This window comes from Candidatus Binataceae bacterium, from assembly GCA_035500095.1.
Taxonomy (GTDB): Bacteria; Desulfobacterota; Binatia; order Binatales; family Binataceae; genus JAKAVN01.
Genome location: DATJXN010000025.1, coordinates 1 through 13,653, shown reverse-complemented (window position 1 = coordinate 13,653; position 13,653 = coordinate 1). Strand labels below are relative to the sequence as shown.

General features: G+C 65.5%; 15 protein-coding genes. 4 read left to right on the top strand and 11 right to left on the bottom strand.

Annotation, left to right across the window (positions count from 1 at the left end):
• Nucleotides 1–334 precede the first annotated feature (334 nt).
• Entirely contained in the window at nt 335–976 is a 642-nt protein-coding gene (locus tag VMI09_03730) for a GNAT family N-acetyltransferase (GenBank protein HTQ23779.1), read from the top strand.
• 34 nt (nt 977–1,010) lie between these two features.
• On the opposite strand, the gene VMI09_03725 is transcribed toward VMI09_03730, so the two are convergent.
• Genes VMI09_03725 through VMI09_03695 form a run of 7 tightly spaced genes read right to left on the bottom strand, consistent with a single transcriptional unit; the run spans nt 1,011 to nt 5,413 of the window.
• On the bottom strand, nt 1,011–1,304 hold the full coding sequence (locus VMI09_03725; protein HTQ23778.1) for a hypothetical protein: 294 nt from the start codon (nt 1,302–1,304) through the stop codon (nt 1,011–1,013).
• A gap of 18 nt (nt 1,305–1,322) precedes the next feature.
• Nucleotides 1,323–1,586: a glutaredoxin 3 gene (grxC, locus tag VMI09_03720; GenBank protein HTQ23777.1), complete on the bottom strand. Its 264-nt coding sequence runs from the start codon at nt 1,584–1,586 to the stop codon at nt 1,323–1,325.
• A complete protein-coding gene (locus VMI09_03715) occupies nt 1,587–2,309 on the bottom strand; it encodes a TIGR04283 family arsenosugar biosynthesis glycosyltransferase (GenBank protein HTQ23776.1) in 723 nt (240 codons plus the stop codon). It abuts the gene before it with no gap.
• A 23-nt stretch (nt 2,310–2,332) separates the two neighbouring features.
• Nucleotides 2,333–3,013, bottom strand: a complete 681-nt coding sequence (purN, locus tag VMI09_03710) for a phosphoribosylglycinamide formyltransferase (GenBank protein HTQ23775.1) — start codon at nt 3,011–3,013, stop codon at nt 2,333–2,335.
• A gap of 34 nt (nt 3,014–3,047) precedes the next feature.
• Nucleotides 3,048–4,085, bottom strand: a complete 1,038-nt coding sequence (gene purM, locus VMI09_03705) for a phosphoribosylformylglycinamidine cyclo-ligase (GenBank protein ID HTQ23774.1) — start codon at nt 4,083–4,085, stop codon at nt 3,048–3,050.
• On the bottom strand, nt 4,086–4,682 hold the full coding sequence (locus VMI09_03700) for a methyltransferase domain-containing protein (protein HTQ23773.1): 597 nt from the start codon (nt 4,680–4,682) through the stop codon (nt 4,086–4,088). It abuts the gene before it with no gap.
• On the bottom strand, nt 4,679–5,413 hold the full coding sequence (locus VMI09_03695; GenBank protein ID HTQ23772.1) for a ComF family protein: 735 nt from the start codon (nt 5,411–5,413) through the stop codon (nt 4,679–4,681). The genes VMI09_03700 and VMI09_03695 overlap by 4 nt, the downstream gene beginning before the upstream one ends.
• A 166-nt stretch (nt 5,414–5,579) precedes the next feature.
• Here VMI09_03695 and VMI09_03690 point away from each other — a divergent pair, with 166 nt between their 5' ends.
• Nucleotides 5,580–6,791 carry a CoA transferase gene (locus VMI09_03690; protein HTQ23771.1) on the top strand — a complete coding sequence of 404 codons (1,212 nt, stop codon included), beginning with the start codon at nt 5,580–5,582 and terminating at the stop codon, nt 6,789–6,791.
• A 46-nt stretch (nt 6,792–6,837) separates the two neighbouring features.
• Nucleotides 6,838–7,245 carry a nuclear transport factor 2 family protein gene (locus VMI09_03685; protein HTQ23770.1) on the top strand — a complete coding sequence of 136 codons (408 nt, stop codon included), beginning with the start codon at nt 6,838–6,840 and terminating at the stop codon, nt 7,243–7,245.
• A gap of 15 nt (nt 7,246–7,260) precedes the next feature.
• Here the strand turns inward: VMI09_03685 and VMI09_03680 are convergent, their stop codons facing one another.
• The 4 genes from VMI09_03680 to VMI09_03665 all read right to left on the bottom strand — a co-directional run bounded on the left by VMI09_03680 (nt 7,261) and on the right by VMI09_03665 (nt 12,556).
• Nucleotides 7,261–8,157: an RluA family pseudouridine synthase gene (locus VMI09_03680; GenBank protein HTQ23769.1), complete on the bottom strand. Its 897-nt coding sequence runs from the start codon at nt 8,155–8,157 to the stop codon at nt 7,261–7,263.
• On the bottom strand, nt 8,157–8,729 hold the full coding sequence (locus VMI09_03675) for a hypothetical protein (GenBank protein HTQ23768.1): 573 nt from the start codon (nt 8,727–8,729) through the stop codon (nt 8,157–8,159). Before VMI09_03675 ends, VMI09_03680 begins: the two co-directional genes overlap by 1 nt.
• Before the next feature lie 397 nt (nt 8,730–9,126).
• Nucleotides 9,127–12,276, bottom strand: a complete 3,150-nt coding sequence (locus VMI09_03670; GenBank protein HTQ23767.1) for an excinuclease ABC subunit UvrA — start codon at nt 12,274–12,276, stop codon at nt 9,127–9,129.
• Nucleotides 12,277–12,334: 58 nt separating this feature from the next.
• The gene (locus VMI09_03665) at nt 12,335–12,556 is read right to left on the bottom strand and encodes a hypothetical protein (protein HTQ23766.1); all 222 of its coding nucleotides are present in this window, start codon (nt 12,554–12,556) and stop codon (nt 12,335–12,337) included.
• Between the two features lie 87 nt (nt 12,557–12,643).
• Here VMI09_03665 and pgeF point away from each other — a divergent pair, with 87 nt between their 5' ends.
• The gene (gene pgeF, locus VMI09_03660; GenBank protein HTQ23765.1) at nt 12,644–13,441 is read left to right on the top strand and encodes a peptidoglycan editing factor PgeF; all 798 of its coding nucleotides are present in this window, start codon (nt 12,644–12,646) and stop codon (nt 13,439–13,441) included.
• Nucleotides 13,442–13,653: the final 212 nt, after the last annotated feature.

Below are 13,653 nucleotides of genomic sequence, written 5' to 3'. Positions count from 1 at the left end.
CGGCTTGCGATGAGGGTGGCAGGCAGTGCAATTAAAGAGGCGCTTGTCTAACCCGGATCACCGAAGCGATGGGGTTCGGCGTCAGTCCATGGGTTTCCTGGTAGTAATGAAAGCTGGTCTGCATCACTATTTCCAAGACATTGATCGCAATCTAGTCAGTATGGAACGACCGGCTCCTTTCGTTTGTAGCCCTGCGCTACCTTTCTCCAACTCGCAGCGTAACCTACGATATCTGCGAATCGGAGCCGGTCGTTCCATACTGACTAGTCTAGAGACCGGGGTAAAAAGCGTGATGCAGAAATCGACAGAGCCGAATGCTGCGAGTCAAAATCGGGTGAACCAAAAAATGTATCCGCGCGCCGCGCTGGTCTTTCCTGAGCATTACGCCGAGGCCGCCGGAGTGCTGAGCCGCGCCTTCGTCAACGATCCGCTGATCAATGCGCTCTCACCTGAGCCGCGCGAGCCGGTTGAACGCGGCCGCCGGTTGACCGGGCTCTTCGAGGCAGTGCTGCGGCTCCAGCGCGCCGATGGACAGCCGGTGTTCGGCGTGTTCGAGGCCGGTCGCCTGATTGCCGCGGCGGTGGTCGAGGGAACGATGCATGCGTCGACGGGCGGTACGCTGGCGACGGCGCTGCCCAGCCTTCCGGCGATGGTGCGGGCGATAGGATGGGGCGGTGTGCGCCGGGCGATCCAGCTCCTCCAGACGCTCGTGCGCAATCATCCGCCGCGCCCGCACCTGTATCTCAATATTCTGGGCGTGGAGCCGTCATTCCAGGGACGCCATTGCGGGATTGCGATTCTCAGTCATCTGCGCGAGCTGGTCGAAATGCGCTCCGATCTCGACGGCGTCTACCTGGAGACGGCGACCGAGGCCAACGTCGCCTACTACACACGTCACGGCTACGAAGTGATCGGCGAGTTCTATCCGCTGGGATGCAGAATGTGGCGGATGTTTCAGGCGCGGCGCGACCGTTAGTCCGTCGCTGCGGCGCTAATTCGGCACTGCTACGCTAATCCTGCGCCGCGCCGCTCGAAGTGCGCGCTGGCTTGATCACCGTGATGACCAGTCCACCCGAGGTCCATCCGACGTCGAAGCCGACGCTGTCGCCTTCGCTCAGCAGTTCGATGCCTGGAAACCGGCCACCGAGCGGCGCGCCGGCGACTTCGACGAAGGGGAAGTTGAACGCGAACTCACGCCCCTGATGCGAACGCACGACGCCGCGGCCGCGGGCGCGGTCCAGGCGCAAAATCATCCCGCGATAGAAATTGCCCGGAAACCGTTCGGCATCGTACTCGTCGCTCATCGTGATCGCGCGGCCGGCTCAGCCGGGCTCGCTCAGCAGCTTATCGAGTCTGCCTGCGGCCTCCAGCGCGCGCAACTCGTCGTAGCCGCCGATTATCCTGCCGTTGATGAAAATCTCGGGGACCGTGCGCCGTCCGCCGGAGAGTTCGATCATCTTCTCGCGGAGCGCCGGATCGCCCGCAACGTCGATCTCTTCGAATGCGACGCCTTTGCTTTTCAGTAGCGATTTTGCACGGATGCAGTAGGGACAATATGACGTCGTGTAAACCTCGACCTTTGCCACTTAGCGGCCTCCGGCTTCATTTTCGGCCGGCCCGCCACGCTTGTAAAGGCGGGTCAGCCGCGCGGGCGAGACGCCGAGCAGGAAGGCGGCGCGGATGAACCACATCCGCAACGTCGTCGCCATCACGCCGCGCTCGCGCCATCGCCGCGCCGAGGTCGTGACGCAGGAGCGCAGGCAGGCGACGCGGCCGGCGCGCTTTAGCCGGCGCGCCAGGTCGAGGTCCTCGCACAGCTCGATATTGCGGTAGCGGCCGAGCTGCTCGAAGACCTCGCGGCGTACGAAGATCGCCTGGTCGCCGGTGGCCGTCCGGCTAAGGCGCGAACGCACGCTGATTAGCCGTCCCACAAGGCGGAGCAGCAGAGCGTCGTCGTCCAGGCGCACGTCGAAGCGGCCGCCGACCACCGACGGGTCGTCGAGCGCCGCAGCGATGTCGCTTGCGAAACTTTGCGGCACCAGCGTGTCGGCGTGGACGAACGCCAGCACGTCGCCATGGGCCGTCGCGGCGCCGGCGTTCATCTGACGGGCGAGACCGCGCGGCGCTACCATCAGCGTCGCGCATCGCGGTCGCGCCCGGTCGCGGCTGCGATCGGAACTTCCCCCGTCCACGACGATAACCTCGACGCCCGCTTCCGCGCCGGATGCGGCGGCGGCGATCGATTCCAGCGTGCGCACGATCGTGCGCTCCTCGTTGAGCATCGGGACGATCACGGAAAGCGCGTTCACTGCGGTGGTTCAGTGGGGGTATTTCAGGCGCGGCGATTGGGCGAGCGCGGATTTATGAGCGCGAGCGATTCATCGCCGGCCGGGAAATCGGCGACACGCACGGTGCGGCCCTCGATCGTCAGGCGGCCTGCCTGGAAAAGCTGAATCGCCCAGGGGTAGAGGCGATGCTCCTGCGCGCGGATGCGCTCGCTCAGGCTTTCTTCGGTGTCGCCGGGCATAACCGGCACGACCGCCTGCGCGATGATCGGGCCGTCGTCGACGCCCTCGCGCACGAAGAACACGGTGCATCCGCTGAAGCGGACGCCGTATTCCAGCGCCGCCTTTTGCGCGTGCACGCCGGGAAAGGCCGGCAGCAGCGCCGGATGGATGTTCATCACGCGATCCGGAAACGCGGACAGCATCACCGGCGACAACAGGCGCATGAAGCCGGCGCATACGACGAGCTCGACGCCGTGCTCGGTCAGCGCCGCGGCCAGCGCGCGGTCGAAATCCTCGCGCGAAGTGAAGCGGCGATGCTCGATGACGCGGGTCGGGACGCCATGCCGCCGGGCGCGCTCGAGACCCTGCACGTTCGCGCGGTTGGATATTACGAGGCGAATTTCGGCGCGCAGTTCGCCGCGCTCGACCGCGTCGATGATCGCCTGCAAGTTGGTGCCGGTGCCGGAGATAAGCACTCCCAATTTTACCGGCGCTCGCTCTGCCATCGCGCGCTCCTGGCTGCCGCCGCGGCCTGGCCGCCTAGAGCAGTCTGACTCCGCGCTTGCCGCGGCGCAGCTCGCCGACAAGATAAGCCCGAGTGCGCAGACCCCGCAAATGAGCGATAACGGCATCGGCCTGCCGCGCGGGCACCACCGCGATCATGCCGAGGCCGTTATTAAAGGTGCGATCCATTTCGGACCGGCCGATTCGTCCGAGCCGCGCAATCAGGTCGAAGATCGGCGGAACCGGCCAACTCCCGCGGCGCATTATCGCCTCGATTCCGGCCGGCAACACGCGCGGGAGATTTTCCAGGATCCCGCCGCCGGTAATGTTGGCGAGCCCGCGAATCGGAAAATGCTCGAACAGCGATGACGCGGCGGCGGCGTAAATTTTCGTCGGCCGCAGCAGTTCGTCGGCAAGCGTGCAGCCCAATTCCGCCACGCGCGCGTTGAGTTTCAGGCGCGCGCGCTCGAGCAGGACTCGCCGGGCGAGCGAGAAGCCGTTGGAATGAAGGCCGCTCGAAGCAAGGCCGATCAGCACGTCGCCCGGGCGGATGTGCTCGGGGCGCGGAATCGCGGCGCGCTCGGCCACGCCGACGGCGAAGCCGGCGATATCGTATTCGCCGGAGCGATAGAAGCCGGGCATCTGCGCCGTCTCGCCACCGACGAGGCTCATCCCGGCGAGCCTGCATCCGCGCGCGACTCCTTTCACCAGCGCCAGCGCGACCGCGCTCTTGAGCTTGCCGGTTGCGATGTAGTCGAGAAAGAACAACGGTCGCGCGGCGTGACACACGATGTCGTTGACGCACATCGCGACGCAGTCGATTCCGACCGTGTCGTGGCGCCCGGTCATGAATGCGATTTTGAGCTTCGTTCCGACGCCATCGGTCCCTGCGACCAGCACCGGCGAGCGCATCGCCCGCCCGCCGTTAAGCGCGACCAGCGCGCCGAACCCGCCGATCCCGCCCAGCACGTGCGGCCCGAGCGTCTTGCGCGCGAGCCGGCGCAGCATCGGCACCAGCCGCTCCTTGAGATCGATATCGACCCCGGCCGATTTGTAGCTGGGTCCGCGCGCCATTTAAGAGGCGCCCCTGCGGATTGCCAGGGCCGCCGCGCGCCAGGCGCTCTTGCCGTCCGGATAAATGACGAGACCTTCGCGGTAACGCACGAGGTCCATCCCGCTCAACATTTCGCGCAGTTCGTAGTGCGCGAGGAGAAAATCGGGGTTGCGCGGATGGCCGGTCGCCGCCTGGTCGATGAGAAAGGTGTCGAAGAGCATCGCGCCGCCCGGCCGCAGCGCGTCGATAAGCCTCGGCACCAGGGCGCGGTCCAGAAAGTTGAGATTGAGGATCGTATCGAAGCGGCCGCGCGGCAGGGGAAAGGTCGCGAGATCGGCGGTCAATGGCCATACCGGGAGTTTTTCGGCGTGTGCGATCGATTGCAGGATGCGAAGTCCAGGCTCGGCATAGTCGATCGCGACGACGTTGAAGCCCGCGCGCGCGAGCATCAGACTGTGCCGCCCGGTGCCGGCCGCTACGTCGAGAGCGAGGCCGCGCGGCAGAAGGTCAAGCATCCCGCCTACCGACGGCTCGGGCGGGCGCGGACCGGCGCTCGCGCGCTGGCGCTCTTCCCAATCGCGGCGCTTGTCCAGGGGGCTCAGTGCTCCGCCGTTCATGACACGCGCGCCAGGGTGAGGACGTCGACGCGCCGGGCGCCGGCCGCGTGCAGCACGCGCGCACATTCGTCGGCGGTCGCGCCGGTCGTCATCACGTCGTCAACCAGCAAAATCCGCCGGCCGGCTACGCGCGTGGGGCGGAGCACGGCGAACGCATTGCGGACGTTGCGCACGCGTTGCGCGCGGTCACGGGCGGTCTGCGGCGGCGTCGAGCGGATGCGCGCGAGCGTCGCAGCGTCGAGCGGGCATTTGAGGCGGCGGGCGAGCGCCGCGCCCAAAAGTGCGGCCTGATTGAAACCGCGCCATCGAAGCCGCCTGCGATGGAGCGGCACGGGAATAACAAGGTCGTAGGCGCCGGCGTCAATCGGTGGCGCGGCGTCAATATATTCTGCCAGCGCGCGACCCGTCGATTGGTCGAGGCCGTACTTGTGCCTTCTGAGCAGCGTTGCGAACGCGCTCGATCCGCCGCCCGCGAAATCGGTTCCGCTGGCGCGGTACCGCGTGATCGCGCGGGCTGAATCGAAAGCCGGCGGTGCCTCACGGCAACGACCGCAGCGCCCGTCCTCGCCGGTATTGAGCGAAGCACCGCAGATTTGGCAAAGCGGAGGGCGCGGCGGCCCGATCGCGGCCAGGCAGGGCGCACAGATGCAGCGCTTCGCGTCGATCGGCATGCTCGCATCGCACGCCGCGCATCGCTGCGGAAAGAGAAGGTTGAGCAGGTAATGCAGCATGGCCCCGTTTCTATTGATGAAGCCTCCGGCTCGGTAACTCAAGCGCACCCCGGTCAATTTAAGCCGCAGATCGATCTCGCGTGGCGCCCGATCCTGTGGACGGGAGCCACGGCGGCGCTTAGGCGAGGGCGATCCGTAGCGGCCCGTCTTGTGGTATAGGGAAAACATGAAAAGGCCACTTGATGGAATAAGAGTCATCGACTGGACCATTTGGCAACAGGGGCCGTACTCGACCGCGCTGCTGGGCGACCTGGGCGCCGAGGTAATCAAGCTGGAAACGCTCGACGGCGATCCGGGCCGTGCGATATTCGCAGTGTCGGGCGCGACCACCGCGCGCAACGGCAAGAACTTCTACTTCGAAGCCAACAACCGCCACAAAAAGAGCATCACGCTCGACCTAAAGAAGCCCGAGGCGCGCGAGGTTGTATATCAACTCGTGGCCAAGAGCGACGTCTTTGTCCAGAACTACCGCAAGGGCGTCGCCCAGCGTCTCGGTCTCGACTACCAGACGCTGCGTGAGAAGAACCCGCGGCTCATCTATGCGACCGCCTCGGGCTACGGCCCGGAAGGGCCCGACAGCGGCGAGCCATCATTCGACTATCTCGCGCAGTCGCGCTCGGGCGTGATGCACATCGCGGGAATCGACGGCGACGAGCCGGTGTACCTGTTCGGCGGCGTGGCCGACCAGATGGGTGCGATCATGTTGTCGTACGGCGTGATCACGGCGCTGCTCGCGCGCGAGCGCTACGGCGTCGGGCAGGAGGTTAACGCCTCGCACTTGGGCTCCATGATCGCGCTGCAGGGGCTGAACCTCGCGTGCCGCAACATCATGGGCACAGAGTTCCGCCGCAACACCCGCGAGAACGCCTTCAACCCGCTGTGGAACCACTACCGATGCGCCGACGGCAAGTGGCTGACGCTCGGGATGCTGCAGGCCGATCGCTACTGGAAGGATCTGTGCAACACGCTCGGCCTGCCCGAGCTGATCGAGGATCCGCGCTTCAAGGACATCAGCGTGCGCGGCAAGCATTGCAAAGAGCTGGTTGCGATCTTCGACAAGGTGTTCATGACCAAACCCCGCGACGAGTGGATGAAACTGCTGAAGGCGGGCGGTGACTTCATCTACACGGTCGTCAATCGAGTATCCGACCTGCCCGACGATTCCCAGGTGCTGGCCAACGACTACGTCGTTGACTACGAACATCCGGGGCTCGGCGCGATGAAGCTGGTCGGGTTCCCGGTCAAGCTCAGCCAAACGCCGGCCAATCCGCGCGGCCACGCGCCCGAACTGGGCGAACATACCGAGACGCTGCTCACCGAGATGCTCGGCTATAGCTGGGAGGACGTGGCGCGCCTCAAAGAGGCGGGTGTAATCTGAATACAAGGCGGCGCGCCCGCCGGTGCCGCGCACGGGAGGAAGGACTATGCCGGCGATTACCGGAACCGTCGAGGATCGCGAGCAGATTCGCGAGCTGTATGCCCGTTACGCGTTGTACATCGATTCGAGCAAGTTCGAGGAGTGGGTCAACTGCTTCACCGATGACGGCGTTTTCGAAAGTCCGTCGCTCGGCAAGCACGCCGGCCATGACGCGCTGCGCAAGTTCTGCGCGTCGTACAAGGAGTCTTGGGCGGGCGCGCAGGTGCGGCACATGATGGTGAACGTGAGCTTCGACGTTCACGGCGATCACGCTCACGGCACCTGCAATCTGATCTATTTCCACATCAAGGGCGGCAAGACCGAGCTGACTGCGGTCGGCGGTTATCGCGACGAACTGCGCAGGGTCAACGGCGACTGGCGCTTTGCCCATCGGAAGGTTTACGTCGATAAATAGATTGCGCGACCGGCCCTAGCCGCGGCGGGTCGGTTCCCTGAGCGCGCTTTCGAGATCGCGCGGAAGCGGCGACCGCACTCGCGCCGGCCCCGAGATCGGCGAGCGAAATTCGATTTCCGTCAGATGAAGCCAGAAACGGCCCTTCGCGAGCGCGTCGAGCGGCGGTCCGCCGTAAAGCGTGTCGCCGGCAATCGGATGCCCGGCCTCGGCCAGATGGACGCGAATCTGATGGCGCATTCCGGTGCGCGGACGCGCCACGACCAGGGTGAAGTTCCCGAAGCGCCTTATCGGCTCAACCTCGGTTGCGGCGGGGCGGGCGCGCGCTGATGAAGCCGCGAGCATGCGGCGAGCGTTGCGCGGATCATGCGCGATCGGTGTTTTAATTTCAAGTGATTTTTTAAGATTTCCCGCGACCAGTGACTGGTAAACGCGGCGGATACGTCCGGCGCGAATCGCTTCGCGGAGCGCCGCGAACGCGTCACGCTGAAGCGCGACAATCAGTGCGCCCGAAGTGCCATTGTCGAGACGATGCACGAGGCCGCCCTCTCGCGGATCGTCGCCCGACGCGCGAGCTTCCGGAAATTGAGCGACGACTCCGTTCATCACCGTGCCCCGTTCGCCCGGACGCAGGGGATGACACGCCATCGGCGCCGGCTTGTTGACCACCAGCATCGCGGGATCGCGAAACAGAATTTCAATTTTTACTTGAGCGTCGGGGGCGAGCGCGGGCAGCTCCGGGGCCTCGCCGATTTCTACCGTGTCGCCGCTGCCGACCATTTCGCCTTTGCGCAGGATACGGCCGTTAACACGAACCATCCCGCCCGCGAGCATCTCGCGCGCGGCGCGGCGCGACGGCGCCCAGCCAAGGCGCACGAGGTAATGGTCGAGGCGCTCGGGCGCGTCGGCGGGCATCAATTCGGAGCTAGCCGCAGCCGTACCCAGCCGTCGATTTTCGCCGCGAAGCCGGCAAAAGGGTCTTCGTTGGGCGTGGGCTTGAAGAAACACTTGCGCATGTAGTCGAGCGCGCCCGAGTAGTTCTCGAAGCTGCGGCTCAACTCTTCGAACATCAGGAAGCCCGGCCGATAGAGCGCGACGTCGAGTTCGGAGACGGTCTGGTAAGAGCGCTTGCCCTCCTCGAAATAGTAATCGAGGTAGCCGCTGCGCTCGACGAAGCTGCGGAAGAGGCCTGACATGAAGAGCGTATAATCGCCGACGTACTTGCGTAACTCGCGTTCGCCGATGACGCGCCGGCGAGTTTGCGGCGCGCCGGTCTGCGAGACGAGCATCTCGACCACGCTGGTCAGCCGACGGCCCTCGGCGTCGCGCAGCGCAAGCCATCGGCCGGCCGTGCTGAAATCGGTCAGCACCGACGCGACGTAGTCAACTACCTGCTGATCGGCGAGTCCGAGCTGGCCGAAGCTGGTGCGCGTCATTGCAAGAAAGAAGTCTTTCAGACGTTTGATGGAAGAGGGATCGGGAAGCATGCTCCACTCCCAGGCGAGGGCCGCCGGGGCGTTTCGCCCCCGACGGGACGATTTAACAAAGACTTTATCAGAACAGTTTTTACGTTGCGATCCGGTTTCCGAAAAAGGGTGGACCACCTGGCCGAAGAAGATGAAAATCGACGGCCGAAATCGTCGCGGCCTTTTGCAAAGAAGACTTGTTAGTGGGGCACTGGAGTGCGGATGCCCCCGGGCGTCGGCGGTCTCATTGGCACTCTGGGTGCGGGAGTGAGAATCGTGCGAGGCGTGAAAGGACGATTATAGGCGGGGAACTGTTTCCACGCAGCAAACAGCAGCAGCGCCATCACGATCGCGATGACCAGGATATCGACGAATCCGATCCGCGTCGCTCCGCGATATGCCCGGCGAAGGCGCCGCCTCATCCGGCACTCGCTCGAAGCTTTGCCGAGCGCGCTGCGGCGCCCTGCGCGCTCGCCGGCAATCCAAACAGTCCGCGCAGCTCGCGCCCCGTAAGCGACCCGGCGGCCCCCGCGACCTTGAGCGGCGGCCCCGCCGCGACCACGCGTCCGCCGTCTTCGCCGCCGCCCGGGCCTAGATCGATCACGTAGTCGGCGTGCGCGATGAACTCGAGATGATGCTCGATCACGATCAGCGTGTTGCCGTCAGTCACGAGGCGCCCGAATACGCGCAGCAACTGGCGGATATCGGCGGAGCTGAGGCCGGTGGTCGGTTCGTCGAGCAGAAAGACGCGGCCCTGAAGCTTGCCGTCGTCGCCCGCCGGCAGCGGTTCGAGGTCGGCGAGCAGAAAGCGCGCGAGCTTCAGGCGCTGCGCCTCGCCACCCGATAGCGTCGAAGTCGCCTGCCCGAGGCACAGGTAACCGAGGCCGACCGAGCTCAGCGCCTCGAGCCGCCGCGTCACTGCCGGCGACTTGGCGAAGAAACCGCGCGCCTCATCGACGGTGAGCGCCAGCACCTCGTTGACGTTGCGGCCCTGGTAGCGGATGGCCAGGATATGGCTCTGGAAGCGGCGGCCGTCGCACGCGTCGCATTGCACTTCGAGATCGGCCATGAAGTGCATCTCGATCGTCACGGTGCCGGTGCCGTGGCATTTCTCGCATCGTCCGCCGTCGACGTTGAAGGAGAAATGGCGGGCCTGGATACCGAGGCGGCGCGCCTCGTTGCTTTGCGCGAACAGGCGGCGGATGTCGTCGTAGATTTTGAGATAGGTCGCGGGATTGGAGCGCAGCGAGCGCGCCGGCAGTTCCTGGCCCATGTGGACCATCTCGCCGATCAGTTCGAGGCCTTCGATCCGGTCGCAGGCGCCGACGTCGCTCACGGGCTCGCCGCGCCGGCGCAGATAGTTGTTGTAGAGCACATCCTCGATCAACGTGGATTTCCCCGAGCCCGAGACCCCGGTGATACAGACCATCCGTCCGAGCGGAATTCGCAGGTCGAGATTCTTGAGGTTGTGCTCGCGCGCGCCGACGATCCTGAGCGCCGGGTCGCGACGGTTAAAGCGCCGCTCGCGGGAGAGCGTGCGCATCAGGATCACCCGCCCCGGCGTCGCTCCGTTCGCATTGGCGCCCGCCTTCGCGCCGTTAGCGTCTTTTTTGCGCCCGCGCGCACGTGCGCCGGCGCGAATCAGGCTGCCGCCGTCGCGGCCGCCGCCGGGTCCGAGTTCGACCGTGAAGTCGGCGCCGGCGATCATCATCGGATCGTGCTCGACCACCACCACGGTATTGCCGAGGTCGCGCAGATGGCGCAGCACGCCGAGCAATCGGCGAACGTCGCCGGCGTGTAATCCCACGGTCGGCTCGTCGAGCGCGTACATCGTGGCCGTCAGCAGGCTGCCGAGCGCGCTTGCGAGATGGATACGCTGGGCCTCGCCGCCCGAGAGCGTGCGCGCCTGGCGTTCGACCGTCAGGTAGCCAAGCCCGACTTCGTCGAGGTAGCCGACGCGGCTTTTGAGCTCGCGCAGCACAGCGCCGGCGCGCTCTGCCGCGCGCGGCTGATCGCCGATTTGCTTAAGCCACTGTTTGAGTTCGCGTACCGCGAGCTGTCCGGCTTCCGCGATCGTCATCCCGTCCACGCGCACGTTGAGCGCCTCGGGCTTGAGCTTCGCGCCGGCGCAGGCGGGGCAGGGGACGAAACGGCGATAGCGGGCGAGCAGGATACGGACGTGGGTCTTGTAACGCCGCTTTTCCATCCACCGGAAAAATCCGCGCACGCCCGGCCATCGCTCCCAGTCGTCGCCGTGCGAGTTTTCGCCGGCGCTGCCGCGCGGCTCGCCGTCGAGCAGCCAGGTGCGCTCGGTATCGGTCATCTCGCGAAATGGCACTGCGGTACGCACCCGGGCGCGGCGCGCGCACTTGAGCATCCAGGTCTTCATTTCGACGTAGGCAGGCGTTCGCCAGGGCGCGATCAGGCCCTGGCGTAGCGAAAGTCCCGGGTCGGGGATGACCTTTTCAAGGTCGAGCTCGACCGTGCGTCCGAAGCCTTCGCATTCGGGGCACGCGCCGATCGGACTGTTGGCGGAGAACAGCGCCGGCGTAGGTTCCGGAAAAAGCGTGCCGCAGCGCGAGCAATTGAAGCGGCGATCGAAGGCAGCCTCCGCTACCGGCACTATCCGCCCGTTGTCGCGCACTACGCTGACCACGCGGGCGCGCCCGCCGCCGAGATAAAAGGCTTTCTCCAGTGCTTCGCGCACGCGCGCAGGAGCGTCGGCGGAATCGTTCGCGACGCGGTCCGTTACGACCATCAGCGGCCGCCCGCCAGCAACCGCGCCGTCGCCGTTGCGGGCGGCGGGCGACGCGGAGGGCGGGGCGCTGCGGGCTCCACCGGCGGTTCCGTTCGCATAAGACGGAGAATTACCGGACTCGGTATCCGCGACTGCTTCCGGCGCGGTATCGGGCCCGGCGTCAACGGCTACGCTACTTGCGAAATTTTGCGTCCCGTCGGACGCGGCGTCGCGCACGACGCCTTGGACCTCGCGCGCCAGCAGCTCGGCGGTTTCGACGATCGCGCCCTCGACGAAAAGCCGATGGTACCCATTCTGCGCCAGGAACTCGCAGGCCGCCGCGGCCGAGCGTGAGCCGGGGTCGAAGGGCGCGAGATACAGGCGCATCCCGGGCTCGGCGAGCGCATAGGCCGCGGCGCTCTCGACCGTGTCGCGTGTAACCTCGCCGCCGCATCGGGGGCAGATGGTCCGTCCGAGCGTCGCGAACAGCAGCCGCAGGTAGTCGCTTATCTCGGTTACCGTGCCGACGGTCGAACGGGCGTTCTTGATCGTGTTTTTCTGGCGCAGCGCGAGGGCGGGCGGGATTTCGGAAATCGAGTCCACGTCCGGCCGATCCATCCGCTGCAGGAACAGCCGGGCATAAGTCGAGAGGCTCTGTACGAAGCGCCGCTGGCCTTCCGCGTAGAGAGTGTCGAAAACCAGGCTTGATTTGCCCGACCCCGACACTCCGGTGACCACAATCAACCGGTTGTGCGGCAAGTCAAGCGAGATGCCTTTGAGATTGTGGGTACGCGCCCCGCGGATACTGATGGTGCGCTCAGGGCCGCTCAATGCTCTTTCTCTGGTTCCCTGTTTTCAGCTGTGACGTAAGGCCGGCGGCGGCCTCGGGTTACCGCGGGTCGGCCAGGGAACGGGCTTTCTTGCGCCGCTCACCCGGGTATTCCTTGGCCACTTTGGTGTAAAGCTCGGCCAGCCTGATGTCGAAGGCGCCCTGCAGCCGCGCGGTTTTTTCATGGCGCTCGGCCGCCGGCAGGTCTCGCAGCCGTGCGAGGTCGTCTTCGAGCTTGTGCATCAGGCGATTACGTTCGAGAAGATATTCGTAGCCGTTCATAGGCGACTCCGGACGAATTCCAAAGACTAGGATTATAGGTTAACCTTCCGGTGCCCGACAACCGACTCTGATTATTCGGGACATCGAGTGCGCGCGCTTCGTCGAGCTACATCGCTTCCGCCGGCTCCTCCCGTACTTCAAGGATGGGATGATCCCACGCTGTGTCACGGCTTTCTCGGCCGCGAGGGAGGCACCAGCCGCGGTCCATATGCTTCCTTGAATCTCTCGTATTGGGTCGGCGACCACTCGCGGGCCGTTGACGTCAACTGGCAGCGCGCGCGCCGCCTGATGCCGCCTGGGGTGCGTTTCTCCCAGCTGAAACAGGTCCACGGCAAAGCAATCCAGGTGATCGGCCCTCGCGCCGAGGCCGATCCGCGTCCGGAAGCCGACGGGTTGGTCACCGCGATGACCGGTGTCGTGCTCTGCATCTTTACCGCCGATTGCGTGCCCGTCCTGCTTGCCGACACCGAGAGCGGCGTGATGGGGGCGCTGCATGCCGGATGGCGCGGGGCGCTGGCCGGGATAGCAGGGGCGGGGGTGCGTGCGATGGTGCGGCAAGGCGCACGCGCGGGCGCGGTTCGCGCGCTGCTCGGTCCCTCGATCGGGCCGTGCTGCTACGAAGTTGACATCGAGCTCGCGCGCCGCTTCGAGCGCAGCTTCCAACGCGCTCGCGCCCATGTCCATCCGAGCGATCGCGCTGGCAAGGCCTATCTCGATCTCCGCAGTATCGTTGCCGACCAGCTTGCCGCGGCAGGTCTCGAGCGCGAGAGAATCGCGAACGTCGGGCTGTGCGCCAGGTGCGAATCGGAGCGCTACTTTTCGCGCCGTGCGGCGGGGGGCGCCGTCACCGGCCTGCAGCTCAGCTTCATAGGACGCTTCCCCTAACTAATTTCCGGTGCAAAAGTGATTTTCCCGGTTGAGGGCGTAGCTTCGCGCGGAAACGCGCGAAGCACAATCGGGGCTGTTCAGGGTTTCGCCGCAGTGATCAGGACCCAGAGATTATTGCTGAGCACGCCCCAGCCAACCCAGCGCTTGATTCCGTTCATGCCGCGATAGCGACAGCGGCGTAAACCGTCGCGCCGTTTGAGGACGCTGAT

Excerpts from the sequence above, each read along its gene's own strand:
- VMI09_03700 (HTQ23773.1), bottom strand. The coding sequence starts at position 4,682 with ATGAACGGCGGAGCACTGAGCCCCCTGGACAAGCGCCGCGATTGGGAA.
- VMI09_03690 (HTQ23771.1), top strand. The coding sequence starts at position 5,580 with ATGAAAAGGCCACTTGATGGAATAAGAGTCATCGACTGGACCATTTGG.
- VMI09_03665 (HTQ23766.1), bottom strand. The coding sequence starts at position 12,556 with ATGAACGGCTACGAATATCTTCTCGAACGTAATCGCCTGATGCACAAG.
- VMI09_03695 (HTQ23772.1), bottom strand. The coding sequence starts at position 5,413 with ATGCTGCATTACCTGCTCAACCTTCTCTTTCCGCAGCGATGCGCGGCG.
- purM (HTQ23774.1), bottom strand. The coding sequence starts at position 4,085 with ATGGCGCGCGGACCCAGCTACAAATCGGCCGGGGTCGATATCGATCTC.
- VMI09_03685 (HTQ23770.1), top strand. The coding sequence starts at position 6,838 with ATGCCGGCGATTACCGGAACCGTCGAGGATCGCGAGCAGATTCGCGAG.
- purN (HTQ23775.1), bottom strand. The coding sequence starts at position 3,013 with ATGGCAGAGCGAGCGCCGGTAAAATTGGGAGTGCTTATCTCCGGCACC.
- VMI09_03680 (HTQ23769.1), bottom strand. The coding sequence starts at position 8,157 with ATGCCCGCCGACGCGCCCGAGCGCCTCGACCATTACCTCGTGCGCCTT.
- VMI09_03725 (HTQ23778.1), bottom strand. The coding sequence starts at position 1,304 with ATGAGCGACGAGTACGATGCCGAACGGTTTCCGGGCAATTTCTATCGC.
- VMI09_03675 (HTQ23768.1), bottom strand. The coding sequence starts at position 8,729 with ATGCTTCCCGATCCCTCTTCCATCAAACGTCTGAAAGACTTCTTTCTT.